The sequence below is a fragment of the Neorhizobium tomejilense genome (assembly GCF_964254135.1).
Lineage (GTDB): Bacteria > Pseudomonadota > Alphaproteobacteria > Rhizobiales > Rhizobiaceae > Neorhizobium > Neorhizobium tomejilense.
Genome location: NZ_CAXUSO020000002.1, coordinates 41,172 through 61,186, shown reverse-complemented (window position 1 = coordinate 61,186; position 20,015 = coordinate 41,172). Strand labels below are relative to the sequence as shown.

Sequence of the window (20,015 nt, the reverse complement as noted above, 5' to 3'; positions counted from 1 at the left end):
GCGGACCTTTACCCGCGAGACGTCAAGGGAGTGAGGAGCTCTCTAAAAAAACCGGCCGTTTCAGGCCAACGAAAAGAGGAGGAAGACATGAAAAAGCTTGCTGCCGCACTGCTGACATCCGTGATCGCACTGACTGCGTTCTCGGCTCAGGCTGGCGAAATCGCCGTCATCGTGAAGACCGTCAATTCCACTTTCTGGCAGAATGTCCAGAAGGGTGCCGATGCCGCCATGAAGGCCGGCGGGGGCAGCAACACCATGACCTTCCAGGGACCGGCTGCGGAATCCGCGATCGCCGACCAGGTCAACATGGTCGAGAACGCCGTCAACCGCAAGGTTTCCGGCATCGTACTGGCGCCGTCCGATCCGGACGCACTGGTTCCGGCCGTCAAGAAGGCCTGGGAAGCCCGCATCCCGGTTATCATCGTCGACTCGCTGCTCGCCAAGGGATCCGAGCAGTATTACCAGTCGTTCCTCGCCACCGACAACAAGAAGGCCGGCGAGCTTGCCGCCAAGGCGCTGATCGACAAGGTGGGCAAGGAAGGCAAGATCGCCGTGATGTCCTACGTCGCGGGTGCCGGCTCGGAAATCGGCCGTGTCGGCGGCTTTACCGATTACATCAAGGCGAACTCGAAGCTGACCATCGTCGGACCGTTCTACTCGCAGTCCCAGATGGCGACCGCGCTCAACCAGACGACCGACGTGCTTGCCGCCAATTCCGACCTCAAGGGCATTTTCGGCGCCAACGAGCCGACGGCGATCGGCATGGGCCGCGCGCTGAAACAGTCCGGCAAGGCCGGCAAGGTGGTCGCGATCGGGTTTGACGGAAACCAGGACCTGCAGGAATTCGTGAAAGACGGAACGCTTTCCGCCATCGCGGTGCAGGGCTCCTTCCAGATGGGCGAACTCGGCGTCAAGACCGTGCTCCAGTCGATCAACAAGGAGAAGGTCGAAAAGTTCGTCGATACCGGTGTCGTCGTCGTCACCAAGGACAATATCGACAAGCCGGAAGCCAAGAACGTTCTCTACTAACCTTACCCCCAGCGGGCGCGCATCGCGAATGATGCGCGTCCGTGATCCTATCCCAAAGGACTTCGGACGATCCCATGAATGTCACCGAGCGCCGCAAGCTGCCCCACGCCTCCGTCGAATTGACCCAGATGGGGCTCGGCTGCGCGCAGATGGGCAGTCTCTACCACAAGACCTCCTACGAGGAATCGGCCGGCGCCTTTGGAGCCGCCTGGGAGGCGGGCATCCGTTATTACGATACGGCGCCCTTCTACGGATACACCCGCTCGGAGCGGCGGCTCGGCACCATGCTGACGGACCTGCCGCGCGGCGACTTCGTGCTCAGCACCAAGGTCGGCCGGCTCATGCAGCCGGACGAGACGGTCGGCCCGCAGGAAGACGGATATGTCGAGCCGCTGCCCTTCCGGCCGGTCTTCGACTACAGCTACGACGGCATCATGTGGTCCTTCGAGGCAAGCCAGCAGCGGCTCGGCATCCTCAAGCCCGATATTCTCTACATCCACGACATCGGCAGCATGACCCATGGCGACCGGCATCAGCACTACTGGTACCAGCTGACCGCCGGCGGCGGCTTTCGCGCGCTGAAGAAGCTGCGTGAGGAAGGACTTACCAAGGCGGTCGGCCTCGGCGTCAACGAATGGGAGATCATCCGCGACACGATGCAGGTCTTCGATATCGACGTCGCCATGCTCGCCGGCCGTTACACGCTGCTCGAACAGCAGAGCCTTTCCTTCATGGACGACTGCGCCAGCCAGGGCGTCGGCATCGTGGTGGCCGGGCCGTTCAATTCCGGCCTGCTCGCCGGCAACCGCAAATTCAACTATGCGGACGCGCCGGCCGATATCCTCGCCCGCGTCGACGTGTTGCGGGCGGCCTGCGAGGAAGAGGGCGTCAGCCTGCAGGCGGCGGCATTGCAGTTTCCCCTCGCCCATCCGGCCGTGGTGACGGTCGTCTCCGGCGCACGCACCGCCGAACAGATCAAGGCGAATGTCGACTGGTTCGGAGAGGAAATCCCCGCCTCCTTCTGGTCCCGCCTGAAAGCCCGCGGGCTGATCGCCGATGGCGCGCCGATGCCCGGTCAGGAAGGCTGAACCATGCGGATCGATGCGCATCAGCATTTCTGGCGAATTGCCGACCGGGTGGGCCAGTGGCCGCCGGCCGAGCTTCAGGCAATCCACCGGGATTTCCTGCCTGGCGATATGCGCCCGCTTCTTAAGGCCGCCGGCATCGACGGCACGGTGCTGGTGCAGACCATGGAGAACGAGGCGGACACCGCCTTCATGCTCGATCTCGCCGACAGCACGCCTTTCATCCTCGGCGTGGTCGGCTGGACCGACATGAAAGCACCCGGCGCGCCGGCAGCCATTGCCCGGCTGGCCCGGCATCCGAAGCTCAAAGGGCTGCGGCCAATGCTGCAGGATATCGGCGACGACCACTGGATCGGCGATCCCGCGCTCGACGCCGCTGTTGCCGCCATGCGCGAGCACAATCTGGTCTTCGATGCGCTGGTGCTGCCGCGCCATCTCGAACCGCTGCTTGCCTTCGCACGGCGACACCCTGGCCTGCCGATCGTGATCGACCATGGCGCCAAGCCGCCGATCTCTGAAGGCCGTTTCATCGACTGGTATGCGCGCATGAAAGTGCTCGCCGAACTGCCGAACGTTCATTGCAAGCTGTCCGGCCTGCTGACCGAGGCGGGCGACCAGAAGCCCCAGGCGGTGCGGCCCTATGCCGAAACCATTTTCGACCTGTTCGGCCGGGAACGGGTCATCTGGGGCAGCGATTGGCCGGTGCTGAGGCTTGCCGGGGATTACCAAGCCTGGCTGGACCAATGCCTCGATATCGTGCCCGCCGACGCTCATGGCGAGGTCTTCGGCGGCAATGCCCAGCGTTTCTATCGACTCGGAGCGTAAGAGTATGCTGACTATCATCTGCGACGAACCAGGCAAACTCAGCGCCATCGACCGTCCCAAGCCTTTTCGCGGCGAGGGTGAAGTGCTGGTGAAGCTGCGGCGCATCGGCGTCTGCGGCACCGACCTGCATATCTTCACCGGCAACCAGCCCTATCTCTCTTATCCGCGCGTCATGGGTCACGAGCTCGCCGGCACGGTCGAGGAAGCACCGGCCGGCAGTGCGCTTGCGGTCGGCGATACCGTCTCGATCATGCCCTATATCTCCTGCGGCCACTGCCATGCCTGCCTCAAGGGTCGGACCAATTGCTGCCGCAACCTCGGCGTCCTCGGCGTGCATCGCGATGGAGGCATGACGGAATATCTAAGCCTGCCGGAAGCATTCGTGCTGAAGGCCGAGGGGCTTTCGCTCGACCAGGCGGCGATGGTGGAATTTCTGGCGATCGGCGCCCATGCGGTTGCCCGCGCCGGGATCGAGCCGGGACAGAGCGTTCTGGTCACCGGCGCCGGTCCGATCGGGCTGGCGGTCGCAATCTTCGCGACGCTCGAGGGCGCGGCGGTGACGCTTCTCGACAGTCGTGGCGACCGGCTGGACTTCGCCCGCCAGCAGCTTGGGCTCGCCTCCACGGTTCAACTTGGTCCGGACGACCACGGAGAGCTCTCGGCGCTAACCGGCGGCGACTTCTTCGATGCCGTCTTCGATGCGACAGGCAATCCGAAAGCGATCGAACGCGGGTTCGGTTTCGTCGCCCATGGCGGCACCTACGTGCTCGTCTCGATAGTTTCGAGCGACATCACCTTTTCCGATCCGGAATTCCACAAACGCGAGACGACGCTGCTCGGCAGCCGCAATGCGACGGCCGTGGATTTCGAGCGGGTGATGCAGGCCATGCGCGAGGGCAAGATCCCCGCAGCCTTGGTCACCCATAGAATGATGCTGTCGGAGGTACCGGAACGTTTTACGGGACTGACCGATCCGGCAGCCGGCGTGGTCAAGGCGCTGGTGGAAGTCTGAAGGAGGCGATAATGCAGCGAATGGGCATGGTGATCGGCATCGAGCCGCAGATGATCGCAAAATACAAGCGCCTGCACGCCGCCGTCTGGCCGGAAGTGCTCGCCCTCATCAGCCGCGCCAACATCAGGAACTACACGATCTTCCTGCGCGAGCCGGAGAACCTGCTGTTCGGAACCTGGGAATATCACGGCACGGATTTTGAAGCCGACATGGCGAAAATAGCCGCCGACCCTAAAAATCAGGAATGGTGGTCTTTCACCATCCCTTGCCAGAAGCCGCTCGACAGCCGCAAAGAAGGCGAGTGGTGGGCGATGATGGAAGAGGTCTTTCATCATGATTGAGAATTTCCTCAATCAGACTGACGGCCGGCCAAACGGTATGAGAACCGGCAATTCGAGGATAAGACATGACGATCAGACTTGATGGAAAGACCGCATTCGTGACTGCCGCGGGCCAGGGCATCGGCCGGGCGGCGGCGCTCGCCTTTGCAGAAGCCGGCGCGATGGTCCATGCAACCGATATCAATGAAGGCTTGCTGGCTGCGCTGCCGAAACTCGACAACCTGAGAACCGCAAGGCTCGACGTGCTTGATAACGCGGCTATCGTCGCCTGTGTCGAGCGCATCGGCACGGTCGACATCCTCTTCAACTGCGCCGGTTTCGTTCACGGGGGCTCGATCCTCGAGATGAAGGACAGCGACTTCGATTTCGCCCTCGACCTCAATGTCCGGGCGATGATCCGCACCATCCGGGCGGTGCTGCCCGGCATGCTTGCGAAAAAGGACGGCGCGATCATCAACATGTCGTCCGTCGCTTCCAGCATCAAGGGCGTGCCCAACCGCTTCGCCTATGGCGTCACCAAGGCGGCCGTGATCGGGCTCACCAAATCCGTCGCCGCCGATTACGTGACCGACGGCATCCGCTGCAACGCCATCTGCCCGGGCACCGTCGAAAGCCCTTCGCTGCAGGATCGCATGCGGGCCCAGGGCAATTACGACGAGGCCCGCGCCGCCTTCATCGCCCGCCAACCGATGGGCCGGCTCGGCACTCCGGAAGAAATCGCCGAGCTCGCCCTCTACCTCGCCGGCGCCACCTATACGTCAGGCCAGGCTTACGCCATCGACGGCGGCTGGACCATCTGAGGCAATACGAGAGAACCATGACCCGCATCACCGATCTCCGCGTCTTCGATCTTCGTTTCCCCACATCGCAGAGCCTCGACGGCTCCGACGCGATGAATCCGGACCCGGATTATTCGGCGGCCTATGTCATCCTCGATACCGATAGCGGAGATCTTGCCGGCCACGGCCTGACCTTCACGATCGGGCGGGGCAACGACATCTGCTGCATGGCGATCAAGGCGATGCGGCATCTGGTGGTCGGACAGGAACTCGAAACCTTCGCCAAGGCACCCGGAAAATTCTGGCGGCATCTGACCAGCGACAGCCAGTTGCGCTGGATCGGGCCGGATAAGGGCGCCATCCACCTCGCCACCGGCGCGGTCGTCAACGCCTTCTGGGATCTGCTCGCCAAGCAGAAGGGCAAGCCGGTCTGGCAACTGGTTGCCGAGATGTCGGCGGAAGAGATCGCCGATATCGTCGACTACCGTTACCTGACCGACGTGCTGTCGCGCGAGGATGCGCTGGCGATCCTGAAACGGGCGGAAGTGGGCAAGGCGGAGCGCATCGAGGTGCTGAAGCGCGAGGGTTATGCCTGCTACACGACGTCGGCCGGCTGGCTCGGTTATCCGGAAGAGAAGCTGCGCCGGCTCTGCAAGCAAGCTGTCGATGCAGGCTTCAACCATGTGAAGATGAAGGTCGGCCGCGATCTCGAAGACGATATCAGGCGCCTGACGATCGCCCGTGAGGTAATCGGCCCCGACCGTTACCTGATGATCGATGCCAACCAGGTCTGGGAGGTCGGCCAGGCGATCGACTGGGTCAACAAACTTGCCTTTGCAAAACCCTTCTTCATCGAGGAGCCGACCAGCCCGGACGACATTGCCGGCCACCGCAAAATCCGAGAGGCGATCGGTCCCGTAAAGGTCGCGACCGGCGAAATGTGCCAGAACCGCATCATGTTCAAGCAGTTCATCGCCGAAGGCGCGATCGACATCGTGCAGATCGATTCATGCCGCATGGGCGGGCTGAACGAGGTCCTGGCGGTGCTGCTGCTCGCGGCGAAATACGGCCTTCCCGTCTGGCCGCATGCCGGCGGCGTCGGCCTGTGCGAATACGTCCAGCATCTGTCGATGATCGACTACATCGCCGTATCCGGCACCAAGGAAGGCCGGGTAATCGAATATGTCGACCACCTGCACGAGCATTTCGTCGAGCCCTGCATCATCGAGAACGCCGCCTATATGCCGCCGGTGCGACCGGGTTTCTCGATCGAGATGAAACCGCAATCGATCGCCGACTACACGTTCAAGGGCTGATACTAGAGCACGCCCACGAGGATGCCGGCATCAGCCGGCATTCAGTTTTTCAAGCTCCGCGTTCACCTGCGCGCGCCATGCGCTATTTTCCGTGAGAGCCTGGGGGAACAGGCCCGCAATTGCGAAGAAGGATGCCGACGGATCGTCCGCCGTCATCCTGGCGGCGGCAGCCTTCAGCTCAGCCGCGCGCGGATCGTTGATCTCCGCAGTCTTGCGTGCATAGGCGATCCAGAGCGCCACAACGTAAGCTGCAGACGACGCATCGCCACCATTCGCCAGCGCTTCCACTGCACCTGCGAAGATGCGCTGCGGCAGTTTCTGGGTGCCGTCCATGGCGATCTGCTGCGTCTTGTGGGCGATGGTCGGGTTCTCGAAGCGCTCGATCAGTTGGTCCATGTAACCGCCGAGATCGATGCCCGGCACCGGATCGAGCGTCTTCACCGCCTCCGCCATGTGGCGGCGCACCAGTGCCTGGTACTCCGGCACGGCCATGACGTCGCGGACGAATGTGAGGTCCTTCAACTGGCCGAGATAGGCGACCAGCGAATGGGAACCGTTGAGCAGCCGCAGCTTCATCTTCTCATAGGGCTCGACATCGTCGACGAAAAGCGCGCCGCCGGCTTCCCACTTGGGCCGGCCGGCGGGAAAATGATCCTCGATCACCCATTGCATGAAGGGTTCCGTGCCGAGTGCCAGCCTGTCTTTGGCGCCGATCAGCGTTTCGGCAAGCTCCCGCGTCTCGTCGGTGGCGGCCGGCACGATCCGGTCAACCATGCTGGACGGAAAGGCGCCATGGCCGGCGATCCAGTTGGCGAGCGCCGGGTCCCGGGCGCCGGCCAGTTCGATCACCAGCCGCCGCACGATCCGCCCGTTGGTCGGCAGGTTGTCGCAGCAAAGCACGGTAAAAGGCGGCAGGCCCGCGGCATGGCGGCGCGAAAGGCCTTCGACCAGATAACCGATCACGCCTTTTGGCGAGGTCGGATCGGCAAGATCGGCCTTGACGGAGGGATGGGTGCGGTCGAGCCAGCCGGATACCGGATCGATGCCATAGGCCTTTTCGGTGACGGTGATGGTGACGATCCGGATTGCCGGGTCGGCCATCAGCGCCAGGATTTCCGCCTGGTCCTCGACGCCCGACAGGCCTTTTGTGATCGAGCCGACGACCTGGGCGCTGTCGCCTGCGGCGCTGCGGGTAACCACAGAATAAAGCCCATCCTGCGCCGCAAGGTCCTGGACGATGTCGACCGAGCGTAAGCTGACGCCGACAATACCCCAGTCCCCGAACTCCGCGGCGAGTGCTGCATCCGTATAGACCGCCTGATGGGCGCGGTGGAATGCGCCAAGCCCGATATGCAGAATGCCGGGCTTCAGAAGAGCCCGGTCGAAACCGGGTGCGGCGACATGGGGGGCAAGTGCGGTGGAGGCGGAAAGGCGTGGCATTCTTTGATCATGATGCCCTGAAATACTCGCGGGCATCCTCCCTTATTGACGCAAGCAGTGATAGCCCTGCGCGAGTGCACGGGTCAACGACATAGTCCGATACCTGCCCCCCGGAAGCCGGAGATTCCGATCGGAACGGCGCGGCAGAGCCGGGAGCGGCGCTTTCAAAACATGCAAAATCTGATAGTGACTAACGACCGGGTCGCGGGGGCGCCCGGCACATCCACCGATAGACCGGAGATCGACCGGGTCTTTGGCACGGGGCGTTGCAGACAGGGGGACATTTATGCGTTTTCTGGCGGCTCTTTCGATGGCGTTTGGCTTGGCTCTGGCGGGCTGTTCGCAGGTGGCGGAAAAGGCGGAAAATGCCGCCAACCGGTCCTTCACCAGCTATGCGATGGGCCGTCCCTATGCGGAGGTGGCCAATGTCAACCAGTCGACCCTGGCGCGGCTTTCCGGCTCCGACGCGACGTTCGGGCCGATGATCGGCGGGACGCAGCTGAAAAACGGGATGACCATCTACCGGCATATCGCACCGGCTTCGAAAACCGAGTCCGGTTCGAGCTTCGGCGGGCTGGTCGGCCGCTCGACGGTGTCGCAGAACAACCGGCTTTCCTATTTCCTGGTCGGCGCCGACGGCATCGTCAAGGACTGGGCGACCGGCTCGGTACAGGGCAATGTCAGCGACTGCGTGCAATATATCGGCGGCATCATCAACCGCTGCGCCGACATGCGCCAGGTCGAGGCCTCGCTTGCGCTCTACGACATGCGCGTGACGACCAAGGGCGGACAGCCGATCTCGGCCTGGGGAGAGCCGGCAGCGGCAGCCGCGCCTCCGGCCGTGCCCGCGGCGCGCTGAGCAACCCGGCTTTCGCAGGTAGCGCCCCTTGGCGGCGGCTTTTCCGATATTATCTCCGGTCATGGCATCCGCTTATTTCAGACCAGGAGACCGACAATGACCGCCCCGCATCCCTCCAAGACGCATATCGGCAATCACAAGCTCCATCCCGAAACGCAGATGCTGAACTACGGCTACGACCCGGAGCTTTCCGAGGGTGCGGTCAAGCCGCCGGTCTTCCTCACCTCCACCTTCGTGTTCAAGTCCGCCGAGGAGGGCCGCGACTTCTTCGACTTCGTTTCCGGCCGCCGCGAGCCGCCGGCGGGCACCGGGGCGGGACTGGTCTATTCCCGCTTCAACCATCCCAACAGCGAGATCGTCGAGGACCGGCTGGCGGTCTATGAGCGCACCGAGAGCTGCGTGCTGTTTTCCTCCGGCATGTCGGCGATCGCCACGACGCTGATGGCGTTCGTCAGGCCCGGCGACAGCGTGCTGCATTCGCAGCCGCTTTATGGCGGCACCGAAACGCTGCTTTCGAAAACCTTCCTCAACATGGGCGTTGCGGCGGTCGGGTTTGCGGACGGGGTCAACGAGCAGTCGGTGACGGCGGCGGCCGAGGAGGCGATGGGCAGGGGCCGCGTCTCGGTGATCCTGATCGAGACGCCGGCGAACCCGACCAACAGCCTGGTGGACGTGGCGATGATCCGCCGGGTGGCGGAGGCGATCGGCGCAAAACAGGGGCACCGGCCGGTGATCGCCTGCGACAACACGCTGCTCGGCCCGGTCTTCCAGCGGCCGATCGAGCACGGGGCGGATATTTCGCTCTATTCGCTGACCAAATATGTCGGCGGCCATTCGGACCTGATCGCCGGCGCCGCCCTCGGCTCCAAGGCGGTGATGCGCCAGGTGAAGGCGCTGCGCGGGGCGATCGGCACGCAGCTCGACCCGCATTCCTGCTGGATGCTCGGCCGCAGCCTGGAGACGCTGTCGATCCGCATGGAAAAGGCCAATACCAACGCGCTGGCGGTCGCCGACTTCCTGCGCGGGCACCCGAATGTCGAGAACATCCACTACCTGCCCTATCACGACCCGGCATCGCCGGTGGGGCAAGTGTTTGCGGCGCAGTGCACGGGCGGCGGCTCGACCTTTTCCTTCGATATCAGGGGAGGCCAGCCGGCCTCGTTCCGGTTTTTGAACGCGCTGCAGATCTTCAAGCTGGCGGTGAGCCTCGGGGGAACGGAATCGCTTGCCAGCCACCCGGCGACCATGACCCATTCCGGCGTGCCTGCCGAGGTGCGCCAGAGGATCGGCGTGCTCGACTCGACCATCCGGCTGTCGATCGGCATCGAGCACCCCGACGACCTGATCGCCGACCTGACGATCGCGCTCGACAAGGCGTGACGGGCGCGCCTGGAACCGGCCGGCATCGGGGCGATCATTCGTCCTCCTCCCCGGTTTTCCGGCGGCCGTCGTATTTTGGCTCGTCGTCGTCCGCGCCGCCGAGCCGCCTCATCCCCGCCAGCACCTCCTGCTGACGCGCACCGCCAGGGCCGACACAGGGTGGGAAGCTGTCGTGGTAACCCGGTTTGGCGCGATATTGCGCTTCCGTGAGAAACCCTCTGCAGGCCTTGGCCCGGCGGCAGGAAGAAAGGTCGCAGGTCTTCCAGAAGCCGAGATAGGTCTTGAAATACTGGTGAGCCTCTGTACCTCGCGGGATCTGCGGCGTTTCGCCAACGCTTTGAACTCGGCCTAGGTCAATCCGGGCAGGTAGGATGCTTTGTCCTTCCTCCAAGAGGCGTCAGCACTCCAACAGTTGGCGTTCAGTGGCCGCGGCCCTCGCGCAGGAGCGGAGATACAGCAGCCGATCGACGGTTGTTGGCTATCTGGGCAGCACCGAGCCGCAAAGGGCTGCCGAGGCGGCCGCCTTCATCGCATGGCGAGATGCCGCATTCGACTACTTGTTCCAGAAGTTCGCCGCCGACGAGGTCGGCGAAGCAGCGCCGTCGACCATTGAAGACTTCATCAGCGGCATAAGCGCCGATTGCCTGGCCGGCCTTCAGGGAGAACAGTTGCCTATGCAAGGGCCTGCGCCGGTCCGCCGTGGTGCAGGCCCCCAACCCGACGCTGAACAAACAGGTTCAAAAAGAAGAGGGCTCGCCCGTTTTTCCCGTTCGAGCCCTCAACAGTCTCTTGGCGGCGGGAACATCGCAGATAACCTGAGATACGTCATCCCCCGTTCAGGTTACGCCAAATGAGGTAATCTCGCTCGACGGCATACCGGTCTGGTGGCTCCCGGCCGCCAAGGAGGCGCGCTTTAACCGTCGCGTGCAGTGAGCGCGGCGGCATGTATCTCACCTCAACAGGTCGTGCCTCGAAGGGGTAGCTGCCCCGCACGGGTAGGGCAATCGACGACACAGTTGCTGGGGTCTGCGGGGCGGGTGTCTGGTCGCGGGGGGGAACGCCTGGAACATGACAAGAAGACGGAGAAAAAGCGCGGGTGAGGTTCACTTATAACGGCGGCTTTTCACAAGTGCTTGGTATCATTGCAAAGAGCATTCATGTAGTCGCAGCTCAACGGTGACCATCGACCGCCGGCTGAACCAGAACAGCAAGCGCATGCGCGTCTTGCCGATCCGCGAGCACAATCCCGATGCGCCTACCCGCACGATCGTGTCGTCTCGGACGAGAACCCGAGGCCGCGTGGGCGGCCGTTCATGATTATGTCCAGCCGCAATCGCTGCTGACTGCCGATGAGATGGCGTCGCGGACCTTGGATTTTTTGCCAGAGATATCCCTAAAATATACAACCGTGATAAATTCTGATGCGAATGGTCGGTTCTCTCGTGGACTTTCACGCTTTTCGCCGAGCCGCTGTGATCTTGTGTATGTGACCAAGCCTTTTGAGGCACTGGATGAACGCCGCGTATGCTCGTAGCGGAATTTTCCGCTATCAGCCCCAAAGCGGACCAGGAGGTCTCATTTCCTGAACAAGGTGTAGGTTCTTTTTTCAATCGCCGTCCTGGGCCGCCTATCTGGGTTTTTCCAGTTTCGCGACCGCCTTTTCGAGCCGCGCGCGGCGGATTTCCGGGGTCGTAGCCTTGAGGAGCGGAAGCACCACCGCATACTGGCTGGTCTTGTCGAGCTTTTCGAAGGCTGCGGCGGCGGTGGCATTTTCAGCGAGCGCCGCCATCAGGTCGTCCGGCAGGCCGGCCTCGCGCTGCGGCGCATAGGCGGCCGCCCAGCGCCCGTCGGCCTTGGCCGCCTCGACCTCCGCCAGCCCCGCCGGCTGCATCCGCCCGGCCTGCGTCAGTGCCGCCACCCGATCGACATTGAGCTTCGACCACGGGCTTTTGGCGCGGCGCGGCGAATACCGCTGCAGATAGGAGGTCGCGTCGAGGCCCTTGCGCTGGCTGTCGATCCAGCCATGGCAGAGCGCCACGTCCAGCGCCTCGTCGATGGTGATCAGGGTCCGCTTCGGGTTCTTCTTGCCGATCTGCAGCCAGACGCCGGACGAGGTGGCATGGTGGGCGGAAAGCCAGGAGGCCCATTCGGCGGGATCGGTGAAGGCGAGTGCTTGGGTGGCAAGGTCCATGGGCGGCTCCCGGTTGGCGAACTGCCGATCCAGATGGCAGCCATTGCTCGTTGCGTTGCCAGGATTGGCGAGATGGCGGTCGGATGACAAGCACCGGCGCCTGGCGCGATCAGTGGTAGCCGAGCGACTTCAACGTCATGTCCATCCAGAAGAAACCGGCGACCGCAGCCACGGCGATGATCGCAAACAAGATCCATCCCGCCGTCGTCAAGGTGCTACGCTCGACATCGCGATAGGGATAGCGGTTGCCGGTGAAGAGCAAATAGAGGCCGAAAACCGCACACACCGCCAGCAAAACGACGACGCGCGGCATCCACGTGACGGTGTCGGCGCCCAAATCCGCCTGCTGAAGCGGCTGCCATATCGCCGACCACCCCACGGCCGCGCCGATAACCAGGACCAGCAAGCCACCCAGACGATATTTCACCTCTCCAAACATAACCCCTCCTGCAACCTGAGATCTGCAAATGCGGGGAAGATAGAAGGAAAAACGGGGTTGGGGAAGCAGGGGGCGGGGAGCTGAAATGACGGAACTTGTGTTGGCCAAGCCGCGGCCGGAACCTGGCAGCCTGAACAGGCCCTTTCAATGGCGGGACTGCCTTGATAGCGCAGATGGAAAAGTTCCTTCCTGCCTTGCGGAGATGAAGCCCGTGGCTCCAGTGTTCCGCTTGAGCACCACGATCTGGCGGTTGTGGATCGGCGCGACATCCGACGCTCGCTGGTGGAGACGAGATGGCACCGCGGGTAAACGCCAGCGGCGCCGGAAGGGCCGGTTTCGGAAAAGCATTTTCCTCCTTCATTATTCCTCCTGCCTTGAATCCAGCGTATATTATGGCAATATACATCGATGATCGATTGGGAACGGATTGTCGGATTCGAGTGGGACGAAGGAAATGCCCGTAAGAGTGCCGACAAACACGACGTCAGCCAGAGCGAAGCTGAGCAGGTGTTTTTTAACGAACCGCTGCTGATGGTGCCCGATCTGAGGCATAGTTTTTCAGAGCAGCGCATTCATGCGCTTGGTCGCACCGATGACGGAAGGTTGCTCCATATTACCTTCACGCTTCGAGCAAGCGAAACGAGAATCCGGGTGATCTCCGCCCGGGATATGAGCCGGAAGGAGCGGAGCTATTATGAGCAGGAGGCCTGATCCCGTGCCGCACTTCAGTACGGAAGCCGAAGAGCGGACCTATTGGGAACACCATGATTCCGCCGGTCATGTCGACTGGAGCAAGGCAACCAAAGTGCGATTGCCGAACCTGAAGCCGTCGTCCACGTCAATTTCGTTGCGCCTGCCCAACTCGCTTCTGGAACAGATCAAGGTCGCCGCTGGCAAACGTGATGTCCCATACCAGTCGCTGATCAAGATCTGGCTTGCCGAGAAAATCGATACATCTAGAGGAAAGCGATAATCTTTCCTCAACCGGCGTGGAGCACGGCAATGAGGGATCCCTGTCGGCCAGGACATGGCGGCCGGAAGCCTCTACCGCGAGACCCCGATAGATAGGCCGTGAGCGTAATTTTGCCTCCTATCGGTACAAAAGGCGCACGGGTCCATCTTCACCAAAGAGTGCGCCTATTGTATCCACGCAGCCGCCAACGGCGACGAGCATTGGGTGCCTGGTTCCTCAGACGCCGCAGCCCTACGATACGACCAGCACTGCCGGGTCCAGTCTGTCCTTGGAACGCCTGTTCGCAGCCTTACGCCGCCTCCCCCACCTTCGCATAGGGGTCGAACCGCCCGTAAAAGGTCTCGCCCTTCGCCGCCATGTCCTTCAGGAGCGGCGTCGGCTTGAAGTGCGGGCCGTAGCTTGCGGCCAGTTTTTCGCAGAGCGCGACAAAGTTCTTCACGCCCATGCCGTCGATGTAGGAGAGCGTGCCGCCGGTATAGGGGGCGAAGCCGAAGCCGAGGATGGAGCCGACATCGGCTTCGCGCGGATCGGTGACGATGCCTTCCTCGACCGTGCGGGCGGCTTCAAGCGCGATCGTGACCAGCAGGCGCTGTTTCAGGACGCTAACATCGACCTCCGAGGCCTTTTTCTGCGGGTAGAGGGTTTTCAGCTCGGGCCAGAGGAATTTCTTGGCGGGCTTGACCGGGTATTCGTAAAAGCCCTTGGAATTCTTGCGGCCGCGGCGGTCGAATACGTCGACCATCTGGTCGACCAGCGCCATGTGTTCCGCCTTGACGGCGTTGGGGCCGAGATCGGCGATCGAGGCCTTCATGATCTTCTGGGACAGGTCGACGGCGACTTCGTCGTTGAGCGATAGCGGGCCGACCGGCATGCCGGCCATTTTCGCGGCATTCTCGATCATCGCCGCCGGCACGCCTTCGGTCAGCATGTCATAGGCTTCGTTGATATACCGGAAGACGCAGCGGTTGACATAAAAGCCGCGGGTATCGTTGACGACGATCGGTGTCTTCTTGATCGCGGCGACGAAATCAAGCGCCACGGCCAGTGCCTTGTCTCCCGATTTTTCGCCAAGGATGACCTCGGTCAGCATCATCTTTTCGACCGGCGAAAAGAAATGCACGCCGATGAACTGGTCGGCGCGCTTCGAATTCTCGGCAAGGCCGGTGATCGGCAGGGTCGACGTGTTGGAGGCAAAGATGGTGGTTTGCGGGATGACCGCTTCGACCGCCTCGATGACCGCCTTCTTGACGGCGCGATCCTCGAACACCGCCTCAACGACGAGGCTTGCATCCGACAGCGCCTGATAATCCGGCGTCGGGGTGATCAGCGAGAGCAGCTTTTCGCCCTCCTCCTTGGTCATCCGGCCCTTGCCGACCTGATCGGCCACCAGCTTTTCGGAATGGGCCTTGCCCTTGTCGGCGGCTTCCTGATCCCGGTCGATGAGGGTGACGGGAATGCCGGCGGCGGCCGTCACATAGGCGATCGAGGCGCCCATGAAGCCGGCACCGACGACGCCGATCTTGGAGAATTCGGACTTCGGGATACCGGCCGGGCGGCGGGCGCCCTTGCCGAGCTCCTGCATGGAGACGAACAGCGAGCGGATCATCGAAAACGCTTCGGTGGTGCGCAGAATCTCGGTGAAATACCGCTGCTCGACCTTGAGCCCGGTATCGAAGGGAAGCTGCAGGCCTTCATAGACGCATTTCAGGATGGCGAGCGCGCCCGGATAATTGCCGGCGCTTTCGCGGCGCAGGATGGCGGGGGCGGCCGGCCAGAGCTGGGCTGCGGCCGGCGTCCAGATGCCGCCGCCGGGGACCTTGAAACCCTTCTCGTCCCAGGGGGCCACGGGCTTCAGGCCGTCCTTGATCATCTGCTTGGCGGCGTTGATCAGCTCGGCGGGCTCGACGACCTGGTGCACGAGGCCCATGGCCTTGGCGCGCTGGGCGGTCAGCGACGAGCCGGTCGTCATCATCTGCAGGGCATCCTGGGCGTTCGCCAGACGCGGCACGCGTTGGGTGCCGCCGGCACCGGGGAAGATGCCGACCTTGACTTCCGGAAGCGCTATTTTCACCGACTTGGAATTGGCGGCAACGCGGCCATGGCAGGCGAGCGACAGCTCGAACGCGCCGCCCATGCAGGTGCCGTTAATCGCAGAAACCCACGGCTTGCCGTTGGTCTCGATCTTGCGCCACAGCCACGACATGCGCCCGGCGGCATCGAACAGTTTTTGCGCGGCGGTGGCCGGATCCTTGGCCTGTTCCTCGGCGAGCATCGAGAACATCGACTTGATCATGGTCAGATCGGCGCCGCCGGAGAAGGACGACTTGCCGGACGTGAAGACGACGCCCTTGACGGCCGCATCGGCAACCGTCGCATCGACGATCGCATCGATCTCGTCCATCACCTCCATGGTGAAGACGTTCATGGACTTGTCAGGCATGTCCCAGGTGACGAGAGCAATGCCGTCCGCGTCGGTTCCGACGGTGAAGTTCTTGTAGGTGCTCATGATGGGATTTCCTCTTCCCTGAAATTCAGAATACGCCGAGTACGAGGCAAAGCCAGCCGACGAGAAGGAGCAGAACGACGAGAAGAACGAGATTGCCGAGCTTCAGCGACCGGACATGACCCGCGGAAACGGGGTGCGAGGCTTTTTCGTGCGCCTTTGCCATGTCCTTCGCCAGGTTATGCTGGGCGAACTGTTTCTCGACTTCGTTCTTCTGGCTCTCATACATGCCGTGTGCCTCTTTGCTTTGCCGGCAGATCAGACCCGTTCGATAATCGTCGCTGTACCCATGCCGGCGCCAATGCACAGCGTGACCAGCGCGGTGTTGAGATCGCGGCGTTCCAGCTCGTCCAGGACGGTGCCCAAAATCATCGCGCCGGTGGCGCCGAGCGGGTGGCCCATGGCGATGGCGCCGCCGTTGACGTTGATCCTGTCGTGGCTGATCTCGAAGGCTTGGCAGTAGCGGAGAACCACGGCGGCGAAGGCTTCGTTGAGCTCGAAGAGGTCGATGTCGGAGATCTTCATGCCGGAGCGGGCGAGCAGCTTTTCGGTGACGTCGACCGGGCCGGTCAGCATCAGCGCCGGATCGGAGCCGATATTGGCGAAGTGGCGGATGCGGGCGCGCGGTTTCAGGTTCATGGCTTCACCGCCGGCCTTCGAGCCGATCAGCACGGCCGCGGCGCCATCGACGATGCCCGACGAATTGCCGGCATGGTGGACGTAATTGATCCGCTCGATTTCCGGATGGGCCTGGATGCCGACCGCTTCGAAACCGCCCATCTCACCCGGCATCTGGAAGGACGGGTTGAGCGAGGCCAGTGACTGCATGTCGGTGGTCGGCCGCATGTGCTCGTCGCGGTCAAGGATGATCAGGCCGTTCTGGTCCTTGACCGGAATGACCGAGTTCTTGAAGTAGCCGGCGTCCCAGGCCCTGGCCGCACGCCTCTGGCTCTCGACGGCATAGGCGTCGACGTCGTCGCGGGAAAACCCGTATTTGGTGGCGATCAGGTCGGCCGAGACGCCCTGCGGCATGAAATAAGCCGGGAAATTGACCGACGGGTCCATGTACCAGGAGCCGCCGGACATGCCCATGCCGACGCGCGACATCGACTCGACGCCGCCGGCAATGACGATGTCGTCGGACCCGGCCGCGACCTTGCCGGCCGCGAAATTGACCGCATCGAGGCCCGAGGCGCAGAAACGGGAGATCTGCATGCCGGGCGCCCGGGTGGAATATCCGGCCTCGAAGGCGGCGGCCTTGGGGATGACGGCGCCGGCATCCATGACCGGATCGACGCAGCCCATGATGATGTCGTCGACATAAGACGTGTCGAGGCCGTTGCGGTCTCGGATCGCTTCCAGCGTCTTGGCGGCGAGCCGCACAGACGGCACTTCGTGCAGCGCCCCATCCTTCTTGCCGCGGCCGCGCGGCGTGCGGACGTGGTCGTAAATGAAGACTTCGGTCATGGTGTCATCTCCCTGGGTGGCAATTTATATTGCCTCAAATCTCGGACATGGGAGGGAAGACCCCTCCCCAGCCCTCCCCACAAGGGGGAGGGAGCGCGTCGGCGCAAAATCAAAACGCGTCGGCGGCCAGTTCCATCACGCTGTCGGCGCCGGCTTCGATGCGGACTTTCCGCATCGCGGTTTCCGGCATGATCTTTTCCATGAAGAACTTCGCCGTCACCAGCTTGTTCTTCAGGTAGTCGGCGCGGGCGTCGCCGGCGGCAAGTCCGCTCTGGGCCGCCTTGGCGATCTTGGCCCACATGTAGCCGAGCGTCACGATCCCGAAGAGGTGCATGTAGTCGGTCGAGCCGGCGCCGGCATTGTCGGGCTTGGCCATGGCGTTCTGCATGAACCACATGGTGGAGGCCTGCAGGTCGTTCAAGCCCTTCTTGAGACCCTTGGTGAAGGGCGCCATCGCCTCGTCGGCGCGGTTTTCCTCGCAGAAATCGCCGATCTCCTTGAACATCGCCATGACGGCGCGGCCGCCGTTGAGCGCCAGCTTGCGGCCGACCAGGTCGAGCGCCTGGATGCCGTTGGCGCCTTCGTAGATCATGGTGATGCGGGCATCGCGAACATACTGGCTCATGCCATGTTCCTCGATATAGCCGTGGCCGCCGAAGACCTGCTGCGCCATGACGGCATGCTCGAAACCCTTGTCGGTCATCACGCCCTTCAAGATCGGGGTCGCCAGGCCGAGGAGATCGTCGGCGTTCTGGCGCTCGGCCGCATCCGGCGAACGGTGGGCGATGTCGGATTTCAGCGCGGTCCACAGCAGGAAGGCCCGGCCGGCCTCGTTGAAGGCGCGGATGGTCATCAGCGTACGGCGGATGTCCGGATGGACGATGATCGGGTCGGCCTTCTTGTCCGGCGCCTTGGCGCCGGAGAGCGAACGGCCCTGGATGCGCTCGCGGGCATAGGCGACGGCGTTCTGATAGGCGGTCTCGGCGATCGACAGGCCCTGCAGGCCGACGCCGAGGCGGGCCTCGTTCATCATCACGAACATGGCCGCCAAGCCCTTGTTCTCGGGCCCGATCAGGAAGCCGGTAGCCTCGTCATAGTTCATGACGCAGGTTGAGTTGCCGTGGATGCCCATCTTGTGTTCGATCGCACCGCAGGTAGCGCCGTTGCGCTTGCCCAGCGACCCGTCGGCATTGACCATGAACTTCGGGACGATGAAGAGCGAGATGCCCTTGGTGCCCTCGGGCGCGCCTTCGATGCGCGCAAGCACCAAATGGACGATATTGTCGGTCATGCCGTGTTCGCCGGCGGAGATGAAGATCTTCTGGCCGGAAATCTTGTAGGACCCGTCGGCCTGCGGCACCGCCTTCGACCGCAGCAGGCCGAGATCCGTGCCGCAATGGGGCTCGGTGAGGTTCATCGTGCCCGACCAGGTGCCGGCGACCATGTTCGGCAGGTAGGTCTTCTTCTGCTCCTCGGAACCGTGCACGAGGATCGCGGCAATGGCACCCTGGGTCAGGCCCGGATACATCATCAGCGACATGTTGGCGGACGACATGTATTCGCCGACGGCAGCATGCAGCGTGTAGGGCAGGCCCTGGCCGCCGAATTCTTCCGGCACGGCAAGACCGATCCAGCCGGCCTGGCAATACTGATCATAGGCCTGCTTGAAACCCTTGGGCACCGAGACCGTACCATCGTCACGGCGGGTGCAGCCTTCCTGGTCGCCGGAGAGGTTCAGCGGGAAAAGGACGTCTTCGGCCACCTTGGCGGCTTCTCCGATGATCGCTTCCAGCATGTCCGGAGTAGCATCGGCAAAGCCCGGCAGATTGCCATAGCGCTCGATGCCGAGCACATCGTTGAGAATGAACAGCGTGTCGTTCACCGGGGCCTTGTACACTGGCATGGTCGAGCTTCCTCCAAATCCTCGTCTTCCGGATCCGCCTCGTGGCCCATGGCTCACGGCAGGATCCGTATTCCTCCTACCACAAATAATTGACGTTCGCGTAAACGTCAATTGCGACGGCGGGAACTTCGGCGATCTGCACCACCGCCATTCCTCCGTCCCGGGCATAGTCTTAACGGACCGAACAGTTGCGAGGCTGGATGGGAAAGCCGGAAGATAGAGGCGGTAGGCGCTACGTCATCATCGCAAAGCGGCCAAACGCATCGAAAAGGTTAAAATTTTCGTCCGGGTTAACGACTTGTTTACCACGTCTCGCGAAATAGTGGGCTCTTAAGCGACGCAGTGCATTTATTACCAAGACGTCCCGCGTCCGCTGAAATGGCAGTCCTGCGCAAGGCATTTCTAATATACGGCCCTTTGGGGATCATCCTATCCCTGAAACGAGGCCGGTACGAGAGCCAGCAGGTACAACG

General features: G+C 62.7%; 20 protein-coding genes. 12 read left to right on the top strand and 8 right to left on the bottom strand.

All coding sequences use genetic code 11. The annotated features are described in order from the left end of the window. Window positions 1-87 precede the first annotated feature (87 nt). The 7 genes from ACSQ3G_RS23045 (at window position 88) to ACSQ3G_RS23015 (ending at window position 6,387) form a co-directional block, all read left to right on the top strand. The gene (locus ACSQ3G_RS23045) at window positions 88-1,029 is read left to right on the top strand and encodes an ABC transporter substrate-binding protein (RefSeq protein ID WP_046607376.1); all 942 of its coding nucleotides are present in this window, start codon (window positions 88-90) and stop codon (window positions 1,027-1,029) included. A 74-nt stretch (window positions 1,030-1,103) separates the two neighbouring features. Then, entirely contained in the window at window positions 1,104-2,117 is a 1,014-nt protein-coding gene (locus ACSQ3G_RS23040; RefSeq protein WP_436111819.1) for an aldo/keto reductase, read from the top strand. Between the two features lie 3 nt (window positions 2,118-2,120). After that, the gene (locus ACSQ3G_RS23035) at window positions 2,121-2,939 is read left to right on the top strand and encodes an amidohydrolase family protein (RefSeq protein WP_436111818.1); all 819 of its coding nucleotides are present in this window, start codon (window positions 2,121-2,123) and stop codon (window positions 2,937-2,939) included. 4 nt (window positions 2,940-2,943) lie between these two features. Then, the gene (locus ACSQ3G_RS23030; protein WP_436111817.1) at window positions 2,944-3,951 is read left to right on the top strand and encodes a zinc-binding alcohol dehydrogenase family protein; all 1,008 of its coding nucleotides are present in this window, start codon (window positions 2,944-2,946) and stop codon (window positions 3,949-3,951) included. 11 nt (window positions 3,952-3,962) lie between these two features. Beyond that, window positions 3,963-4,292: an L-rhamnose mutarotase gene (locus ACSQ3G_RS23025; protein WP_436111816.1), complete on the top strand. Its 330-nt coding sequence runs from the start codon at window positions 3,963-3,965 to the stop codon at window positions 4,290-4,292. A 65-nt stretch (window positions 4,293-4,357) separates the two neighbouring features. Continuing rightward, complete coding sequence (locus ACSQ3G_RS23020) at window positions 4,358-5,092, top strand: SDR family oxidoreductase (protein WP_105441049.1); 735 nt, start codon at window positions 4,358-4,360, stop codon at window positions 5,090-5,092. Between the two features lie 17 nt (window positions 5,093-5,109). Beyond that, entirely contained in the window at window positions 5,110-6,387 is a 1,278-nt protein-coding gene (locus ACSQ3G_RS23015; RefSeq protein ID WP_436111815.1) for an L-fuconate dehydratase, read from the top strand. 30 nt (window positions 6,388-6,417) lie between these two features. On the opposite strand, the gene ACSQ3G_RS23010 is transcribed toward ACSQ3G_RS23015, so the two are convergent. After that, window positions 6,418-7,827, bottom strand: a complete 1,410-nt coding sequence (locus ACSQ3G_RS23010; protein WP_436111814.1) for a mannitol dehydrogenase family protein — start codon at window positions 7,825-7,827, stop codon at window positions 6,418-6,420. 286 nt (window positions 7,828-8,113) lie between these two features. On the opposite strand from ACSQ3G_RS23010, the gene ACSQ3G_RS23005 reads away from it, so the two are divergent. Beyond that, window positions 8,114-8,686 (top strand): hypothetical protein, encoded by a 573-nt coding sequence (locus tag ACSQ3G_RS23005; protein WP_436111813.1) that lies wholly within the window; start codon window positions 8,114-8,116, stop codon window positions 8,684-8,686. 96 nt (window positions 8,687-8,782) lie between these two features. After that, a complete protein-coding gene (locus tag ACSQ3G_RS23000) occupies window positions 8,783-10,066 on the top strand; it encodes a cystathionine gamma-synthase family protein (RefSeq protein WP_436111812.1) in 1,284 nt (427 codons plus the stop codon). Window positions 10,067-10,100: 34 nt separating this feature from the next. Here the strand turns inward: ACSQ3G_RS23000 and ACSQ3G_RS22995 are convergent, their stop codons facing one another. After that, window positions 10,101-10,457 (bottom strand): hypothetical protein, encoded by a 357-nt coding sequence (locus ACSQ3G_RS22995; RefSeq protein WP_436111811.1) that lies wholly within the window; start codon window positions 10,455-10,457, stop codon window positions 10,101-10,103. Window positions 10,458-10,488: 31 nt separating this feature from the next. On the opposite strand from ACSQ3G_RS22995, the gene ACSQ3G_RS22990 reads away from it, so the two are divergent. Continuing rightward, a complete protein-coding gene (locus tag ACSQ3G_RS22990; RefSeq protein ID WP_436111810.1) occupies window positions 10,489-10,920 on the top strand; it encodes a hypothetical protein in 432 nt (143 codons plus the stop codon). Window positions 10,921-11,693: 773 nt separating this feature from the next. Here the strand turns inward: ACSQ3G_RS22990 and ACSQ3G_RS22985 are convergent. Both ACSQ3G_RS22985 and ACSQ3G_RS22980 read right to left on the bottom strand, forming a co-directional pair. Continuing rightward, window positions 11,694-12,257 carry a YdeI/OmpD-associated family protein gene (locus ACSQ3G_RS22985; RefSeq protein WP_436111809.1) on the bottom strand — a complete coding sequence of 188 codons (564 nt, stop codon included), beginning with the start codon at window positions 12,255-12,257 and terminating at the stop codon, window positions 11,694-11,696. 109 nt (window positions 12,258-12,366) lie between these two features. After that, the gene (locus tag ACSQ3G_RS22980; protein ID WP_436111808.1) at window positions 12,367-12,696 is read right to left on the bottom strand and encodes a hypothetical protein; all 330 of its coding nucleotides are present in this window, start codon (window positions 12,694-12,696) and stop codon (window positions 12,367-12,369) included. A gap of 408 nt (window positions 12,697-13,104) precedes the next feature. On the opposite strand from ACSQ3G_RS22980, the gene ACSQ3G_RS22975 reads away from it, so the two are divergent. Further along, the gene (locus ACSQ3G_RS22975; RefSeq protein ID WP_436111807.1) at window positions 13,105-13,407 is read left to right on the top strand and encodes a BrnT family toxin; all 303 of its coding nucleotides are present in this window, start codon (window positions 13,105-13,107) and stop codon (window positions 13,405-13,407) included. Further along, on the top strand, window positions 13,391-13,669 hold the full coding sequence (locus ACSQ3G_RS22970) for a BrnA antitoxin family protein (RefSeq protein WP_436111806.1): 279 nt from the start codon (window positions 13,391-13,393) through the stop codon (window positions 13,667-13,669). Before ACSQ3G_RS22975 ends, ACSQ3G_RS22970 begins: the two co-directional genes overlap by 17 nt. Window positions 13,670-13,958: 289 nt before the next feature. Here the strand turns inward: ACSQ3G_RS22970 and ACSQ3G_RS22965 are convergent, their stop codons facing one another. The 4 genes from ACSQ3G_RS22965 to ACSQ3G_RS22950 all read right to left on the bottom strand — a co-directional run bounded on the left by ACSQ3G_RS22965 (window position 13,959) and on the right by ACSQ3G_RS22950 (window position 19,542). Further along, window positions 13,959-16,175 carry an FAD-dependent oxidoreductase gene (locus ACSQ3G_RS22965; RefSeq protein WP_436111805.1) on the bottom strand — a complete coding sequence of 739 codons (2,217 nt, stop codon included), beginning with the start codon at window positions 16,173-16,175 and terminating at the stop codon, window positions 13,959-13,961. Between the two features lie 25 nt (window positions 16,176-16,200). After that, the gene (locus tag ACSQ3G_RS22960; RefSeq protein WP_436111804.1) at window positions 16,201-16,401 is read right to left on the bottom strand and encodes a hypothetical protein; all 201 of its coding nucleotides are present in this window, start codon (window positions 16,399-16,401) and stop codon (window positions 16,201-16,203) included. A gap of 29 nt (window positions 16,402-16,430) precedes the next feature. Then, window positions 16,431-17,639, bottom strand: a complete 1,209-nt coding sequence (locus ACSQ3G_RS22955; protein WP_436111803.1) for an acetyl-CoA C-acetyltransferase — start codon at window positions 17,637-17,639, stop codon at window positions 16,431-16,433. A 109-nt stretch (window positions 17,640-17,748) separates the two neighbouring features. Continuing rightward, window positions 17,749-19,542: an acyl-CoA dehydrogenase C-terminal domain-containing protein gene (locus ACSQ3G_RS22950; protein ID WP_436111802.1), complete on the bottom strand. Its 1,794-nt coding sequence runs from the start codon at window positions 19,540-19,542 to the stop codon at window positions 17,749-17,751. Between the last annotated feature and the right edge of the window lie 473 nt (window positions 19,543-20,015).

Coding starts and splice junctions, on each gene's coding strand:
- ACSQ3G_RS23045 (WP_046607376.1), top strand. CDS start 88: ATGAAAAAGCTTGCTGCCGCACTGCTGACATCCGTGATCGCACTGACT.
- ACSQ3G_RS23040 (WP_436111819.1), top strand. CDS start 1,104: ATGAATGTCACCGAGCGCCGCAAGCTGCCCCACGCCTCCGTCGAATTG.
- ACSQ3G_RS23035 (WP_436111818.1), top strand. CDS start 2,121: ATGCGGATCGATGCGCATCAGCATTTCTGGCGAATTGCCGACCGGGTG.
- ACSQ3G_RS23030 (WP_436111817.1), top strand. CDS start 2,944: ATGCTGACTATCATCTGCGACGAACCAGGCAAACTCAGCGCCATCGAC.
- ACSQ3G_RS23025 (WP_436111816.1), top strand. CDS start 3,963: ATGCAGCGAATGGGCATGGTGATCGGCATCGAGCCGCAGATGATCGCA.
- ACSQ3G_RS23020 (WP_105441049.1), top strand. CDS start 4,358: ATGACGATCAGACTTGATGGAAAGACCGCATTCGTGACTGCCGCGGGC.
- ACSQ3G_RS23015 (WP_436111815.1), top strand. CDS start 5,110: ATGACCCGCATCACCGATCTCCGCGTCTTCGATCTTCGTTTCCCCACA.
- ACSQ3G_RS23010 (WP_436111814.1), bottom strand. CDS start 7,827: ATGCCACGCCTTTCCGCCTCCACCGCACTTGCCCCCCATGTCGCCGCA.
- ACSQ3G_RS23005 (WP_436111813.1), top strand. CDS start 8,114: ATGCGTTTTCTGGCGGCTCTTTCGATGGCGTTTGGCTTGGCTCTGGCG.
- ACSQ3G_RS23000 (WP_436111812.1), top strand. CDS start 8,783: ATGACCGCCCCGCATCCCTCCAAGACGCATATCGGCAATCACAAGCTC.
- ACSQ3G_RS22985 (WP_436111809.1), bottom strand. CDS start 12,257: ATGGACCTTGCCACCCAAGCACTCGCCTTCACCGATCCCGCCGAATGG.
- ACSQ3G_RS22980 (WP_436111808.1), bottom strand. CDS start 12,696: ATGTTTGGAGAGGTGAAATATCGTCTGGGTGGCTTGCTGGTCCTGGTT.
- ACSQ3G_RS22975 (WP_436111807.1), top strand. CDS start 13,105: ATGATCGATTGGGAACGGATTGTCGGATTCGAGTGGGACGAAGGAAAT.
- ACSQ3G_RS22970 (WP_436111806.1), top strand. CDS start 13,391: ATGAGCAGGAGGCCTGATCCCGTGCCGCACTTCAGTACGGAAGCCGAA.
- ACSQ3G_RS22965 (WP_436111805.1), bottom strand. CDS start 16,175: ATGAGCACCTACAAGAACTTCACCGTCGGAACCGACGCGGACGGCATT.
- ACSQ3G_RS22960 (WP_436111804.1), bottom strand. CDS start 16,401: ATGTATGAGAGCCAGAAGAACGAAGTCGAGAAACAGTTCGCCCAGCAT.
- ACSQ3G_RS22955 (WP_436111803.1), bottom strand. CDS start 17,639: ATGACCGAAGTCTTCATTTACGACCACGTCCGCACGCCGCGCGGCCGC.
- ACSQ3G_RS22950 (WP_436111802.1), bottom strand. CDS start 19,542: ATGCCAGTGTACAAGGCCCCGGTGAACGACACGCTGTTCATTCTCAAC.